At 67.4% G+C, this 15218-nt stretch carries 12 protein-coding genes and 2 pseudogenes; 8 read left to right on the top strand and 6 right to left on the bottom strand.

Translation table 11 applies throughout. The annotated features are described in order from the left end of the window. The first annotated feature begins 107 nt into the window (after nucleotides 1–107). Entirely contained in the window at nucleotides 108–1772 is a 1665-nt protein-coding gene (gene pgi, locus SKC42_RS26460; protein WP_330967194.1) for a glucose-6-phosphate isomerase, read from the top strand. 88 nt (nucleotides 1773–1860) lie between these two features. On the opposite strand, the gene SKC42_RS26455 is transcribed toward pgi, so the two are convergent. From SKC42_RS26455 to cobF, 4 genes and pseudogenes are all read right to left on the bottom strand, one after another. Next, nucleotides 1861–2610, bottom strand: a complete 750-nt coding sequence (locus SKC42_RS26455; RefSeq protein WP_330967193.1) for an SDR family oxidoreductase — start codon at nucleotides 2608–2610, stop codon at nucleotides 1861–1863. A gap of 84 nt (nucleotides 2611–2694) precedes the next feature. Further along, the gene (locus SKC42_RS26450; RefSeq protein WP_330967199.1) at nucleotides 2695–3162 is read right to left on the bottom strand and encodes a zinc finger domain-containing protein; all 468 of its coding nucleotides are present in this window, start codon (nucleotides 3160–3162) and stop codon (nucleotides 2695–2697) included. A gap of 153 nt (nucleotides 3163–3315) precedes the next feature. Beyond that, nucleotides 3316–3558, bottom strand: a pseudogene (locus SKC42_RS26445) (DNA-formamidopyrimidine glycosylase family protein); the annotation flags it as partial. A 4-nt stretch (nucleotides 3559–3562) separates the two neighbouring features. Then, a complete protein-coding gene (cobF, locus tag SKC42_RS26440) occupies nucleotides 3563–4306 on the bottom strand; it encodes a precorrin-6A synthase (deacetylating) (RefSeq protein ID WP_330967192.1) in 744 nt (247 codons plus the stop codon). A gap of 126 nt (nucleotides 4307–4432) precedes the next feature. Between cobF and SKC42_RS26435 the strand changes: the two genes are divergently transcribed. The 4 genes from SKC42_RS26435 to SKC42_RS26420 all read left to right on the top strand — a co-directional run bounded on the left by SKC42_RS26435 (nucleotide 4433) and on the right by SKC42_RS26420 (nucleotide 8784). Continuing rightward, the gene (locus tag SKC42_RS26435; protein ID WP_330967191.1) at nucleotides 4433–5338 is read left to right on the top strand and encodes an AurF N-oxygenase family protein; all 906 of its coding nucleotides are present in this window, start codon (nucleotides 4433–4435) and stop codon (nucleotides 5336–5338) included. A 242-nt stretch (nucleotides 5339–5580) separates the two neighbouring features. After that, nucleotides 5581–6555, top strand: a complete 975-nt coding sequence (locus tag SKC42_RS26430) for a DUF4873 domain-containing protein (RefSeq protein WP_330967198.1) — start codon at nucleotides 5581–5583, stop codon at nucleotides 6553–6555. Between the two features lie 550 nt (nucleotides 6556–7105). Next, nucleotides 7106–7819, top strand: a complete 714-nt coding sequence (locus SKC42_RS26425) for an STAS domain-containing protein (RefSeq protein WP_330967197.1) — start codon at nucleotides 7106–7108, stop codon at nucleotides 7817–7819. A 98-nt stretch (nucleotides 7820–7917) separates the two neighbouring features. Then, nucleotides 7918–8784 (top strand): TIGR03619 family F420-dependent LLM class oxidoreductase, encoded by an 867-nt coding sequence (locus tag SKC42_RS26420; protein WP_330967190.1) that lies wholly within the window; start codon nucleotides 7918–7920, stop codon nucleotides 8782–8784. Between the two features lie 15 nt (nucleotides 8785–8799). Here the strand turns inward: SKC42_RS26420 and SKC42_RS26415 are convergent. Beyond that, a pseudogene (locus SKC42_RS26415) lies at nucleotides 8800–9328 on the bottom strand (enoyl-CoA hydratase/isomerase family protein). A gap of 74 nt (nucleotides 9329–9402) precedes the next feature. On the opposite strand from SKC42_RS26415, the gene SKC42_RS26410 reads away from it, so the two are divergent. Next, a complete protein-coding gene (locus SKC42_RS26410; RefSeq protein ID WP_330967189.1) occupies nucleotides 9403–10320 on the top strand; it encodes an SAM-dependent methyltransferase in 918 nt (305 codons plus the stop codon). Between the two features lie 132 nt (nucleotides 10321–10452). On the opposite strand, the gene SKC42_RS26405 is transcribed toward SKC42_RS26410, so the two are convergent. Next, a complete protein-coding gene (locus SKC42_RS26405) occupies nucleotides 10453–12708 on the bottom strand; it encodes an ATP-dependent DNA ligase (RefSeq protein WP_330967188.1) in 2256 nt (751 codons plus the stop codon). 126 nt (nucleotides 12709–12834) lie between these two features. On the opposite strand from SKC42_RS26405, the gene SKC42_RS26400 reads away from it, so the two are divergent. Both SKC42_RS26400 and SKC42_RS26395 read left to right on the top strand, forming a co-directional pair. Next, nucleotides 12835–14352, top strand: coding sequence for a mannitol dehydrogenase family protein (locus SKC42_RS26400; RefSeq protein ID WP_330967187.1), 1518 nt, complete (start codon nucleotides 12835–12837; stop codon nucleotides 14350–14352). Beyond that, complete coding sequence (locus SKC42_RS26395) at nucleotides 14349–15212, top strand: HAD family hydrolase (RefSeq protein ID WP_330967186.1); 864 nt, start codon at nucleotides 14349–14351, stop codon at nucleotides 15210–15212. Before SKC42_RS26400 ends, SKC42_RS26395 begins: the two co-directional genes overlap by 4 nt. The last annotated feature ends 6 nt before the right edge of the window (nucleotides 15213–15218 follow it).

Below are 15218 nucleotides of genomic sequence, written 5' to 3'. Positions count from 1 at the left end.
GCCTGCAGCGTCCGGCTGCGCCGCACTCGCGACCGTCACTCAAACAACCGTGACGGCCCGCAGCGTCCGGCTGCGCCGCACTCGCGACCGTCACTAGGCTCGGAGCCATGACCTCCGTGCGAACCATCCCCGACATCACCGCCACCCCGGCGTGGGACGCCCTGCGCAGGCATCACGAGCAAATCGGCGAGACGCACCTACGCCAGTTCTTCGACGACGACCCCGATCGCGGGCGCGAACTCACCCTCACGGTCGGCGACCTGTACATCGATTACAGCAAACACCGTGTCACCCGAGAAACATTGCGGCTGCTGACCGATCTCGCTCGCGCGGCTAACGTCGAAGAGCTCCGCGACCAGATGTTCTCCGGGGTGCACATCAATACCTCGGAGGATCGCGCCGTCCTGCACACGGCGCTGCGGCTGCCCCGCGACGCCGAACTGGTGGTCGACGGGCACAACGTGGTCGAGGACGTGCACGAGGTGCTCGACCGGATGGGGGACTTCACCGACCGGCTGCGCACCGGGGAGTGGACCGGCGCCACCGGTGAGCGCATCAAGACCGTGGTCAACATCGGCATCGGCGGGTCGGACCTCGGCCCGGTGATGGTCTACCAGGCGCTGCGCCACTACGCGGACGCGGGGATCTCTGCGCGCTTTGTCTCCAACGTCGATCCCGCCGACCTGATCGCCACCCTCGCCGACTTAGAGCCCGCCACAACTCTTTTCATCGTCGCGTCCAAGACGTTCTCCACCCTGGAGACGCTGACCAACGCGACCGCCGCCCGGCGGTGGCTGACCGACACCCTCGGGGACTCGGCGGTGTCCCAGCACTTCGTGGCCGTCTCGACCAACAAACGCCTGGTCGACGACTTCGGCATCAACACCGACAACATGTTCGGATTCTGGGACTGGGTCGGCGGACGGTATTCGGTCGATTCGGCGATCGGCCTCTCGGTGATGGCCGTCATCGGGCGCGACGCCTTCGCGGACTTTCTGTCCGGGTTCCACATCGTCGACCGCCATTTCCGAACCGCCCCACTGGAGTCCAACGCGCCGGTCCTCCTGGGCCTCATCGGGTTGTGGTACTCCAACTTCATGGGCGCGCAGTCGCGGGCTGTGCTCCCGTACTCCAACGACCTGGCGCGCTTCGCGGCATACCTGCAACAGCTGACCATGGAGTCCAACGGCAAGTCGACCCGCGCGGACGGCACGCCGGTCACCACCGACACGGGTGAAATCTTCTGGGGTGAGCCGGGAACGAACGGGCAGCACGCCTTCTACCAACTGCTGCACCAGGGCACCCGGCTGGTCCCGGCCGACTTCATCGGGTTCAGCCAGCCGCTCGATGACCTGCCCACCGTCGAGGGCGACGGCAGCATGCACGACTTGCTGATGAGCAACTTCTTCGCCCAGACCCAGGTGCTGGCATTCGGTAAGACGGCCGAGGAGATCGCCGCCGAGGGGACGCCCGAGGCAATCGTTCCGCACAAGGTAATGCCGGGCAACCGCCCGACCACGTCGATCCTCGCCGACCGGCTCACCCCGTCGGTGCTGGGACAGCTGATCGCGCTCTACGAGCACCAGGTCTTCACCGAGGGCGCCGTCTGGGGCGTCGACTCGTTCGACCAGTGGGGTGTGGAGCTGGGCAAGACGCAGGCCAAGGCGCTGCTGCCGGTGATCACCAGCGACGCCTCACCCGACCCGCAGTCCGATAGCTCCACCGACGCGCTCGTGCGTCGCTACCGCGCCGAAAGAGGCCGCACCAGCTGATTATCTGCGCGCGAGCGTGCACACTTGTACGCGCTTTCGCGGCGTGTCGCGTACAAACGCGCACGCTCGCGGCGGATCAGTGAGCCGATCACGCGAACCATTTGGCGAGCGGGGGCGGCAGCACCCGCATCACCTGCACGAGCGGCGCCCACGGCCAGCGCGGCACGGCGGCGCGGCCCGGCTCCCGCTCGATCGCATCGACGAGCGCCTTGACGCCGGTTTCGTTGTCCACCATCAACATCGTGCTGTTCGACTTGGCCGTCATCTCGGACTCGATGTAGCCGGGTTCCATCACCGACACCTTGATGGGGCCTTTGCCGTATTCGGCGCGCAGCGACTCGCCCAGTGAGCTCACCCCGGCTTTGCTTGCGGCGTAAGCGGCTTTGACGCCCGGCACCCCTTTGTTGCCGAGCACCGAGGAGATCAGGACGAGGTGCCCCGCCCCGCTCTTGTGGAACATCTCCAGCGCGGTCTCGATCTGGACTAGCGCGGCCACCAGGTTGGTCTCGATGGTCGCCTTGTTCGCCCACAGCTTGCCCGAGCCCAGCCGGGCCCCCTTGCCGATGCCCGCGTTGACGATGACGCGGTCGATGCCGCCCAGTTCGTCGCTGAGCTCGGCGAACACTTTCGGCACCTGCTCGTGGTCGTTGACGTCCAGCGCCGCGACGGCGACCTTGATGTCCGGATATTGTTGCACCAGTTCGGCTTTCAGCTCATCGAGCCGATCGGTACGCCGGGCGCACAGCGCCAGGTCGCGGCCCTTGGCGGCGAAGGCGCGCGCCATGCCGGCGCCCAGGCCGGAGCTGGCACCGGTGATGAGAATCTTCTGCCGGGTCACGCGGGCAGCATATCCAGTGCGTTGCCAGCGGGGGTTGCTGGGCTCGATGTTGACCTCCGGCGCAACGAGTCGACGCCCGGGCGACTACTTGAGCAGGCGCGACATCCGCCGGTCGGCCAGCACCTTGCCGCCGGTCTGGCATGTCGGGCAGTACTGGAAAGACTTGTCCGCGAACGAAACCTCGCGGACGGTGTCCCCGCAGACAGGACACGGCATCCCGGTGCGGGCGTGCACCCGCAGCCCCGATCGCTTCTCCCCTTTCAGCGTGGCCGCCCCCTGACCGACCGAACGGCTGACCGCGTCACGCAGCACGGACACCATCGCGTCGTGCAGCGTGGTGAGCTGCCCGTCGGTGAGCTTCCCCGCCGTCGCGAACGGCGAAATTCTGGCCACATGCAGGATCTCGTCGCTGTACGCGTTGCCGATCCCCGCGATCACCTTCTGGTCGGTGATCACGTTCTTGATCCGGCCGGAGTTGCCGGACAGCAGCCTGGACAGGTCCTCGACCCCGAGTTCCAGCGCGTCGGGGCCCAGCGCGGCGATGCCCGGCACCTGGCCGGGATCGTGCACCAGCCACACCGCCAACCGCTTCTGGGTCCCGGCCTCGGTCAGGTCGAAGCCGGGTGCCTCGCCCGGCGTGCCGAGGTGCACGCGCAGCGCGATCGGGCCCTTACCGGGCCGCAACGGCGCCGCGGCCAGTTTGTCGGACCAGCGCAACCACCCGGCGCGGGACAGGTGAGCGATCAACCACAGGTCGCCGGCGCGCAACCCCAGGTATTTGCCCCACCGCTGCGCGCCGGCCACCTCCTGTCCGTGCAGCGCGGTGATCGGCGGGTCGAAGGTCTTGAGGACGGAGAAGGCGGCGACGTCGGCGCGGCCGATCATCAGTCCGACGGCGTGGCGCCGCAGGTGGTCGACCAGCGCTTCGACCTCGGGAAGTTCGGGCACCCGTTCAGTCTGCCGCTCTGAGCAAATAGGTGTCCATGATCCAGCCGTGCCGGGCCCGCGCCTCGGCGCGCAGCGCCACGATCTGCGCACCCACCTCACCGACGGTGCCTGCCACCAGCAGCTCGTCGTCGCCACCCAGATAGGCGCCCCACCAGATCGAGGTGCCGGCCGGGCACGCCTCAAACGAGCAGTCGGCGTCGAGCATCACGACGGCGGACCCTGACAAGCCATGGCGGCGTAGCTGCCGGCCCGTGGTGATCAGTACGGGTTCCCCGACCTCATTGAGCGGAATGCGGTGGCGCGCCGCCAGCGCCTGGACGGCGGTGATGCCGGGAATGACGTCATAGGTGAAATCCACCTCGGCCCCCACCGCATCGAGGATGCGCAGCGTGCTGTCGTACAGCGCCGGGTCCCCCCAGACGAGGAAGGCGCCCACACCGTCGGGACCCAACTCATCGCGGATCGCCGACGCCCACAGCCGGGCGCGCGCCGAGTGCCATTCGGAGACGGCCTCGCGGTAGTCCGCATCGCCCGACCGTTTGGGGTCGGGCAGCTCGACAAACCGGTACCCCGGCTCGTCGATGAACCGGGCGCAGATCTCCCGCCGCAGCGCCACCAGGTTTTCCTTGGCCTCGCCCTTGTCCATGGCGAAGAACACCTGCGTGTCGTTGAGCGCCCGAATCGCCTGGATGGTCAGGTAATCGGGGTCGCCCACGCCGATGCCGATGACGTGAATGTGCCGAGCCACTCCACTCTCCTGCCGCCCGCCGGTGTTCCCGCCAGATTGCCGAATCGAAATATCAAAGGCCTAGTCGGGTCCCAAAGTACCCGGTACCATGGGTATCGCCTGAGCACCCAATGAAGGGACACCAGCATGACCGCTGCGGTGAAAGCGAGTGGGCCCAGCCGTGAGGAATTCTCCGAACGTCTGCTGAAAGGGTCGGTCAAAAAGTCCTACGAGCCGGTGGTCGACATCGACTGGGACGCCCCGCTGGACCCGGACAAGTTCTACCTGCCGCCGCGACTGGTGTCGTTGTACGACACCCCGATGTGGGACGAGATGTCCCGCGAACAACAGATCGAACTGTCCCGTCAGGAGTTGGTCAACACCCTGTCTGCCGGGATCTGGTTCGAGAACATGCTCAACCAGGCACTGCTACGGACGATCCTGCACGAGGATCCGACCAGCCGGTCGACGCATTACAAGCTGACCGAGCTGGGCGACGAGACCCGCCACATGGTGATGTTCGGCAAGGCCATCGAGCGCATCGGCGCCAAGCCGGTCCGGCCCCGGCGATTCCACCGCATGATCATCAACGCGCTGCCGCTGGCTTTCCAGCGCGGCTCCATGCTCTGGGTGGCCGCCCTGATCGGCGAAGAGATCTTCGATTCGCTGCAGCGGCAGATGATGGACGACCCGGAGCTGCAGCCAATCATCCAGCGGCTCATGCGGATCCACGTCACCGAAGAGGCGCGCCACATCCAGTTCGCCCGCGACGGCGCGCGCAAGCGCGTCGCCGAGATGCCGCGGGTGAACCGATGGTTCATGGCGAACATCAACGGGCTCGGCGGCTACTTCTTCAACTACTTGTTTAGCAATCCAATCCCTTACGCGCGCACCGGCCTGGACGCCAAGCGGGCGCGGGCGATCGCGCGCAGCAGCCCGCACCGGCGCGAGATGCAGGTCGCCGGGTTCGCGCCCCTGGCGGCGTTTCTGACCGAGGTGGGCCTCATGGGCCCGATCGCGCGCCGTGGGTGGAAGCGCAGCAGGTTTCTGTGACCCCCGTGTCCAGCCCGCCAGGGGCCGGCCGGCACGTCACCGTCGTGGGCGCGGGGCCGGCCGGTCAGGCGGCCGCGGCCAAGCTGCGGGCCGCCGGCGTGCCGGACGTGCAGATCCTCGAGGAGGTGCGCGACAGCACGTTCGACGAGGAGACCGACACCTGGCGGTTGGGGATTGCCGATGGCGAGACGGTGTGGAGCCGCATCGTGATCGCGGCAAACCCGCCACCCTTCGTCCCGTGGATCCCGGAGTTGCCCGGGCGCAAGGAGTTTCGTGGAAGGTCGTTCCACGCGGCGCGGTGGGACCCGGATTTCGATCCGGCAGGTAAACGCGTCGCGGTCGTCGGCGCCGATTCCGCCGCGGGTCATCACCTGGGGCGGCTGACGGTATCGGCCGCCTCGGTGACCGTCTTCGCACATGCGCCTCGCCGGATCGTTGACGAGCTGCCGTCGGCGGCGACCCGCACGCGGCGCTGGGTGCGCCGGCGCATCCGGCCGGTGGCGGCACGTCCGGCACCCCGGCTCGCGCGGTCGCCGATCGCCCACGTCACCCCGTCGGGCATCGTCACCAGCGACGGTGTCGACCACCGCGCCGACGCCATCGTCTACGGCACGGGCTTCGTGATCCCGGATGGTATTCCCGAGGGAACGCTGGTCGGCCTGGGCGGGGTGACGATCGGACGGGCGTGGGAAGACGGCATGGAGCCCTACTTCGGGGTCGCCGTGCACGGTTTCCCTAACTACTTCTTCCTCACCGGCCCCGACCCGCGCGCGCAGGCCCGATACGTCGCCGGGTGCGTGCGCGTCCTGCACCAGACCGCGGGCACCCGGATCGAGGTTCGGCGCAGCAGCCAACGGGTGTTCAACGAGCGCGCCTGCTTGTGCCCGGCGACCGCGCTCCCCCAGGCGTTCGACCTGACCTCCGACTGGATCGAGGACCGCGCCTACGACGGTGACGCCACGCTGACCGTAGCCGGCGTTGCGCATCCGGTGCGCGCGCGGCTGACCGGTCGTCTCGATCCCCTCGATGGCCAATACCATTGGCAGGGAACTGTTTCCGCGCTCCCGTCGCAGCCCTTGCCGGCTGAGGTGCTACAGCAGGCTCGCACGGTGACGCTGAGTGTGGGTGAGCGCGACGCGCCGGCGCGCATCGTGGAAATGACCCCGTGGGGCACGCATTCGGTCGCGGGGGTCGGCGCTCCGCCCTACGGGGGCTGACCTTGTCGGGCTCCGCCAATTGGGCGGCACCGATCCTGCGGGGTTCCCATAGTTTGGCGGCCCGCCCAAAGTGGGTAGACCCGACGGATGCGCGAGCTGCGCGACGACGGGCGGCAAGGTGGGTGCGGCAGGCACGCGCGCTCCGGGCTGAGGGCGGAGCGCGGAGTTCGCTCGCGGTTTTGCGGCGGTGACACACCGCCGCCACGGCGGATCGCACGGGGCGTGGAACTCTGGCGGCGCCGGTGCCGCTCGGTTCCATAGCAGCCTCCTGCCGCCGAGGGGGGCGGGTCCATTTCAGGTGGCCGGGGCGGGGACTAGAGGGAGCGCGACATGGAGCCGGACGACACCATCGAGCCGAAGCGCCTGGCATCGTGCCGCCATTCCGTCACGCGGGAAGGGACGCGGATGGGCGGATCGCGACCCGGACATGCGCGCTCGCGGATGACTGCCTTCCGGGCTACGGTCAGCGAAGATGAACTCCTAAGCGAGAGGGGGCGCTGACGTGAGCGCCGTAGCCGAGTCGCCCCGCCCCCTTGCCGTAGCCAGCCGGATGGAGAAGTCGGTCGCCGTCCTCACCGTCGAGGGCGTCCTGAACACCGCCAATTCCGCCGCCTTGCGGGACAGCATCGTGAAGGCCACCATCGAAAAGCCGTCGGCGGTCATGGTGAACATCACCGGGCTCAAGGTGCCGGCCGACGCGGCTTGGACGGCCTTCCTGGCTGCCCGGTGGCAGCTTCCCTACCCCGACGTCCCCGTCGTGCTGGTCTGCGGCAATCGAGGCACCCGCGAGGCGATCAGCCGAAGCGAAGTCGTCTGCTTCATGCCGGTGTATTCGACGGAGAAGGCGGCGACGAAGGCGCTCGCCAGACTCATGAGCCGCACGGTGCGGCATGCCGACGCGGTGCTGACGGCCGACCTCACCAGCCTGCGCGAGTCGCGCCGCCTGGTCCGCGAGTGGCTCACCGACTGGTCGCAGTCCAAGCTCGTCCCGGTCGCGTTGGTGGTCGTGAACGTGTTCGTGGAGAACGTGCTGGAGCACACCGGCAGCGTCCCGCTGATCCGGGTCGAGACCGACGGCGCGACGGCCACCATCGCCGTGTCCGACGGCGACACCGCGCCCGCGGTACGCCTGTCGCCGCCAACGAGCGGCATCGACGTGTCGGGCCTCGCGATCGTCGACGCCCTATCCCGCGCCTGGGGCAGCACCCCCACCTCGTCGGGCAAGACGGTGTGGGCGGTCATCGGACCCGAGAACCAGCTCTAGCCGCACCCGTCGACCGCGCCTTGTGCCGGACCCGAGCGCACGCCAAACTAGAACACGTTCTAATGTTGTGTGACAGCGGTAACAGGAAGGCGGATAACGTGCGGTTTACCTACGCGGAGGCGATGACCGACTTTTCGTATTACATCCCGCTGGCCAAGGCGGCCGAGGCGGCCGGTTACCACGCTATGACGTTGGCCGACAGCATCGCCTACCCGTTCGAATCGGACTCGAAATACCCCTATACCCCGGACGGCAACCGGGAGTTCCTCGACGGCAAGCCGTTCATCGAAACCTTCGTGCTCGCAGCGGCATTGGGCGCGGTGACGTCCAACCTGAGGTTCAACTTCTTCGTCCTCAAACTGCCCATCCGCCCCCCGGCGTTGGTAGCCAAGCAGGCCAGTTCGCTGGCCGCGCTGATCGGCAACCGGCTGGGGCTGGGAGTGGGCACCAGCCCCTGGCCCGAGGACTACGAGCTCCTGGGTGTGCCCTTCGCCAAGCGTGGCAAGCGCATGGACGAATGCATCGAGATCCTGCGCGGCCTCACCAGCGGCGACTATTTCGAGTTCCACGGCGAGTTCTACGACATCCCGAAGACCAAGATGACGCCGGCGCCCACCGAGCCGATCCCGATCCTCATCGGCGGACACGCCGACGCGGCGCTGCGGCGCGCCGCCCGGGCCGACGGCTGGATGCACGGTGGCGGCAACCCCGACGAGCTCGACGCGCTCATCGCCAAGCTCAAGCAGTACCGCGAGGAAGAGGGCAGGACCGGTCCGTTCGAGATTCACGTCATCTCGGCCGACGCCTACACCCTGGATGGCATCAAGCGACTCGAGGACAAGGGCGTCACGGACGTCATCGTCGGCTTCCGCATCCCCTACATCAAGGGACCCGACACCGAGCCGCTGGAAACCAAGATCCGCAACCTGGAAATGTTCGCCGAGCACGTGATCGCGAAACTCTAGGGGCGCGGGGCGCCGTCACAGGGGATCCCACTTCGGGGCCCGCTTCTCGCGGTGCGCCATGGCGGCCTCGGCCGGGTTGTTGGTGAAGCCGCTGAGGATCTGGGTGCGGTTCTCCAGTTCGATAGCATGGCGCAGACTGGATGCGTCCAGCGCCGCGTTGAGCCCAATCTTCTTCTGCCACAGGCCATATGCGTTGTTCTCGGCGATCGAACCAGCCAGCTCGAGCGCCGCCGGTGCCCACCGCGACGCCGTTGACCGCGGCGATCACCGGGATGGGCAACTCGTAGATGCGGGTGAACAAGTTGGCCAGGCGTACCTGCGAGTCGTAGTTGACCTTGAACGGCGGGGTGGACGGTCGGGGCGCGATCCACGGCTCGCCGGCGCCGGTGAGGATCGCGGCCCGGAACTCACCCCTGTCGAGCGCGTCCAGCGCGTCGTCCACGCCGTCGATCAGGGATCCGTCGATGGCGTTGAGCCGCTCGGGGCGGTTAAGGGTGATGCGGGCGGTGGCGCCCTCGAGCGTTTCCAATTCAACCGCGGGCATGGAACAAACCGTAAGCGACGCGATGTTCGCAGAGGGGGCATACCGTGGTTTGGCCGCCACATCGAAGGAGAACCATGGCACGAACCGAAGGTGACAGTTGGGACCTGGCCAGCAGCGTGGGAGCGACGGCCACCATGGTCGCCGCCGCCCGGGCCGCCGCGAGCAAGCGTCCGCAGCCGGTCGTCACCGATGACTTCGCCGAACCGTTGGTGCGTGCCGTCGGATTGGACGTGTTCACCAAGCTGGCCAGCGGCGAACTCGATCCCGACGAGCTCGAGCGGAGCGTCGGGTTTCACCGGATGGTCGACACGTTCGCGGCCCGCGCCCGGTATTTCGATGACTACCTCGCGGTGGCCGGCCAGGCGGGGTTGCTCCAGGTGGTGATTGTGGCGTCCGGGCTGGATTCCCGCGCCTATCGGCTGCGGTGGCCGATCGGCACGACGGTCTACGAAATCGATCAGCCCGAGGTGATCGCGTTCAAGGCGGCCACGATGTCGGAAGTAGGCGCGGCGCCCACCGCGAAGCTTCGCGAGGTGGGCATCGATCTGCGCGACGACTGGCCTGCCGCGCTGCAGGAAGCGGGTTTCGATCCGACCCACCCCACGGCGTGGCTCGCGGAGGGCGTGCTCATCGGATGGCTCCCGCCGGAGGCCGAGATTCGGCTGCTGGATTCGATCATCCCGCTGTCCGCGGAGGGCAGCCGGTTCGCCGCCGACTACGGAACGGTGACGGGGACTTCGCCGGAGGCTCAGGAACAATCCCGCCTCATGACCGAAGGGTGGCGACGGCAAGGACTCGACATGGACCTCACCAACCTGGCCTACCCCGGCGAACACACCGACGTCGCCGCGCATCTGCACGACAACGGCTGGGAGACAACGAAATACCAGCTGACCGACCTCTTCGCCGCGGCCGGCCTGCCCGAGCTGGGCGAGGCCGAGCTCCAGGTGCCCTCCACGACGATCAACTTCGTCCGGGCGGTCAGGATCTGATGCGCCGAGCGTGTGGCCTATGGACGGATCCGCCGCACGCGCGGTGCGCACGGCCCACGTTCGGCGTGTCGCATCTCAGGTCCGCTCGGCCAGCCACTCGGCCTGAGCCATGGTCTCCAGCCGCAACCCATTTCATTCCCGCACCACCTCCTTCGGCTCCTTGTCCGGGCGCAACCCGCGCCAACTCGACTGGCGCAACCGGCCATCGGGGGTCCACTCACTGTAGCGAACCTCCCCGACCAGCACCGGCTCGACGTACGTGACGCCCCTGGCCTCGGCTTTGGGCAGCGGCGGGCTGAACGGCGATCGATCGGTATGTAGCGGCGCGAGCGTCTTCTTCAGGTTCGCCAGGTCGCGCTCGGTGAAGCCGGTTCCGACCCGCCCGGCGAAGTGCAGCCCGTCATCGTCGGGGATGCCCAGCAGGAGCGAGCCGATGCCGCTGGTGCGCCCCCCTTCCCCGGCCTTCCAGCCGCCGATCACGACTTCTTGCGTGTTCCAGTGCTTGTCCTTGATCCACGACGCGGATCTCCGGCCGGGTTGATAGGTGGAGTCGCGCCGCTTGGCCACCACCCCCTCCCAGCCGTGCTCGCTCGAGTGCGCTAGCGCTTGCTTCCCGTCGCCGGGCAAAAGCTCGGGAACGACGAGATTGGTCCCAACTGAAAGCGTTTCCAACAGCTTTCGCCGATCGGAATACTTCGCCCGTAACAGCGATCGGCCGTCCAGGTACAGCAGGTCGTACGCCCAGAACTCCACGTGGCTGCCGCGCCCGCGGTTCTGCATCGCGTGGAAGCTGGGCACACCCGATGCGTCCAGTACGACGGCCTCCCCGTCGAGCACCACGTGGTGATCGACGAGGTCGGCTGCCAGCGAAGCGAATTGGGGATATTCGTTGGTCACGTCCCGCCCCCGGCGCGACCGCAGTCGCAGCGCTCCGTGATCGATCTCGGCCAGGAGTCGATAACCGTCCCACTTGCCCTCGAAGGCCCACTGGCCCGCCTTCAGCGCCGACACTGAACCGTGCGTCGCCAGCATGGGTTTGATCTCTTCGAAGTCGAAGATGTGTTGGTCCTTCATCCGGTGCGCCAGCCACTGGTTGCCGTTGGTCTGAATCAACGCGTAGCGCCCGGAAATCCTGCGCCCATGCAGCCTGACGATGACCTCGTCGTCGTGAAACTTCTCGGCGTCGTAGGTGCCCGAGTCCCAGATGATCACCTTCCCGGCGCCGTATTCCCCCTTCGGGATCAATCCCTCGAACGAGCCGTACTCCAGCGGATGGTCCTCGGTATGCACCGCGAGGTGGTTCACCGACGTGGTCTCGGGCAGATTCTTCGGCACCGCCCACGACACCAGCACTCCGTCGCGCTCCAGCCGGAAGTCGTAATGCAGCCGGCGGGCGTGATGCTCCTGGATGACGAACGAATTGCCCTGGCCGGCAGCGGGTCTCGCCGCCGGCACCGGTTCGGGGGTCTTCGACGCGTCGCGCATGCTGCGGTATTTGCTCAGCCGGTCGGGAACCGGCGCGTCCGGGTCCAGCGACGCCAGCAGGTCGCCGTCGCGCCCGACCCTCTCGAGGACCTCGTCGTAACGCAACTGCCGCAAGTTCGGGTCCCGGAGTTCTTCCCAGGTGCGTGGCGCGGCGACCGTCGGCTGCTCGCGGCCGCGCATCGAGTAGGGCGCGATGGTGGTCTTCGACCCGTTGTTCTGGCTCCAGTCCAGGAAGATCTTTCCCGCCCGCAGGCTCTTGGCCATTGTCGATGTCACCAGCTTCGGCATCGACTTCTCGAGTTGCTGCGCAATGCGTTTGGCCAATACCGTGGCGCCGCTGCTGCTCACCGGCTCCTCGAGCGGGGTGTAGAGGTGCAGGCCTTTGCTGCCGCTGGTGAGCGGGTAGGTGCTCAGCCCCATGCCGGTGATGAGTTCGCGGACCGCGTGCGCGACCTCACACAGCTGGGGCATGGTCACGCCCTCGCCGGGGTCCAGGTCGAACACCAGCCGGGTCGCCGGTCCGGGCTTGAGTTCCTCGGCGTGGCTGCGGGTCCACTCGCGGACAAACCGCCACTGCGGCACATGGACCTCGAGCGCGGCCTGCTGGGCGATCCACCGCAGCGCCTGGGGGGTGTCGATGATCGGGTAGGTCGTGGTCCCCGAGCGATGGGTCACGCTGGCCCGCGGCAACCAGTCCGGCGCCGACGAAGCCAATTGCTTTTCGAAGAAGGCGTCTTGCTCGACGCCGTTCGGCCACCGTTTTCGGGTCGCCGCACGCCCGGCGATGTGCGGGATCATCACCGCGGCGATGCGGGTGTAGTAGTCGAAGACGTCACCCTTGGTGGTGCCCGTCGCCGGGTACAGCACCTTGTCGCTATTGGTGAGCTTCACCGTTGGCGCCATGTTCTCAACTTACGCGTTTGAGCAGCGCATATCGGTTCCCACCAGTGATTATGTCTCAAACGTAAATTTATGTGACGTCAACCACGAAGGGGTTAGAGGCGCCGGTTGACCGGGCACCGAAGGCAGATGCGCATTTTGTCCAGGCGTCCAGAATGTGGCGTCCCCCTCAGCAATGCCACCCTCCGACTACACTCCCGGCGAATCGCCGTACCCACGTACGAGAGATCGGCCCTCCACCGCGGTGTCGTTCACATCGGCGCGGGCAACTTTCACCGCGCGCATCAGGCCGTCTACTTCGACGACCTTGCCCGCTCGGGTATTTCGGATCGTTGGGGCGTTACCGGCGTCAGTCTCCACTCCCCGACCGCCAAAGACCTGCTGTCGGCGCAGGATGGGCTGTACACCGTGGTGCAGCGCGGACACGACCGCCAGGCCGCCCGCGTAGTCGGCTCCATCGGCTCCGTTCACTACGCGCCCAACGACAGCACGGCGGTCCGCGCCGCCCTGGCGGACCCGCAGACCCGCGTCGTCAGCCTGACGATCACCGGTAACGGGTACTTCCTCGACCCGGTCACCGATGAGTTCGACGCCAACCACCCCGACGTGCGCGCCGACCTCGTCGCGTCCGACAATTACGCCACCGCCTGGGGATATCTGGCCGACGCGCTGGATCGGCGTCGCCGCGCGGGCGTACCGCCGTTCACGGTGCTCTGCTGCGACAACATCCCCGGCGACTCCCGGCCGGCGCGCACCGCGTTGGTGTCGTTCGCAACCTTAAAGGACCCCGGCCTGGCCCGCTGGATCGACAGGAATGTCGCGTTCCCGTCGACCATGGTCGATCGCATCACCCCGCAAACGTCGGATTCCGAAAGGGAATTCGTCGAGCAGGCATTCGGTGTCGCCGACAGATGTCCCATCGTGACCGAGCCGTATCGCCAATGGGTGATCGAGGATTGGTTCAGCGATGGGCGGCCGCCGCTCGAGGAGGTCGGTGCCGAATTCGTCGCCGACGTCAGCGATCACAAACTGATCAAGACGCGTCTTCTCAACGGAACCCATATCGCCCTAGCGTGTCTGGCCACGCTGGCCGGTTACCGGCGCACCGACGAAGCCATGCGGGACCGCGTCATCTTCGATTACGTCGAAGGGCTCCTTCGCGACGAGATCCAGCCACTGCTGCCGGCGGTCCCGGGGATGAACACGCCGGAATACCGCGCCAGTTTGCTCGATCGGCTCGGTAACCCGCGGATGAGCGACCAATTGTCGCGGCTGGCGCGGCGGGGAACGAGCAAGATCGCGTCGTTCGTGCTCCCGTCGCTTCAGGAGGCGATCTACCAACGCAGGCCGCACACGTTGCTCATGTTGGCGGTCGCCGGGTGGGCCCGCTACATGCGCGGCCACGACCTCGAGGGACGCAAGCTGCGCCTGGAAGACTCGCAGGCGATTCCGGTCGCTAAGTTGGCCAACATGGGAGGCAACGCGCCGGATCCGCTGCTGAGGCATGCGATGTTCGCCGAGCTGAGGGCGGTGCCCGGTTTTGCGCAGCGCCTCGGCGACATGATCGCGCAGATCGACACGCGCGGTGTGGCACCCACGCTGCGCGACGCCATGCGCAACGACGAGCGGGAGTTGGTGTCACGATGAGCGATGAATTGCGGGGGCTGACCTTTGTGCGCGCGTTCGACGCGGACCCGATCACGACTCTGCTCTGTGACGCCGACGACAACCTGTTCGCCTCGGAGCGACCGGCGTTCGAGGCGTCGACCGAGGTGACGAATCGTTTCCTGGCCCGGTTCGGCGTGACCGCTCCGCTCAGCTCGGAAGAACTCCGTAAGCGAGCCGTCGGGAAGAACTTCCGCACCACGGCTCTCGACCTGGCGGTTCAGTGCCGCCTACCCCTCGAGCCGACCTTGGCGCGCGGCCTTCCCGGAGCGGCGGTCGCCTCAACCGACGAGCTGGCAAGCGGCAACGCATTATCCGCGGACGAACTCGAGCGGTGGGTGCGCGAAGAGCGCGAACGGGTCACCGCCCACCTCGCGGTCACCCTGACCCCCGATCCACGGGTCCTCGAACCCCTGCAAGCCCTCGCGCCCCGCTACGCGCTCGCGGCCGTCAGCTCCAGCGCCACCAAGCGCCTGCGTGCCTGCTTCGCCGCCACCGGCATCGACGCGCTGATACCGGAGGCCGTGACCTTCAGCGCGGAGGACTCACTTCCGGTGCCCACCAGCAAACCCGATCCGGCGGTGTATCTGCATTGCGGCCAGGCGATGGGCGTCGCGACAGAGCAAGGGCTGGCGATCGAAGACTCCGTCGCCGGGGTGAGTTCGGCGGTCGCCGCCGGCTACGCGACCGTGGGTAACCTGATGTTCGTGCTACCAGACGAACGAGGCTCCCGCCGAGCGGATTTGATCGATGCCGGGGCGATCGCGATAACCGACTCGTGGCGTGCCCTTACTGACGTCTTGCTGTCGTCGGCCGTGCCGGCCGGGGGGACTCCCGCGTAGGACACA

Origin of the sequence: Mycobacterium sp. 050134, assembly GCF_036409085.1 — a bacterium.
Lineage (GTDB): Bacteria > Actinomycetota > Actinomycetes > Mycobacteriales > Mycobacteriaceae > Mycobacterium.
This window is presented reverse-complemented; position numbering and strand designations above follow the sequence as displayed.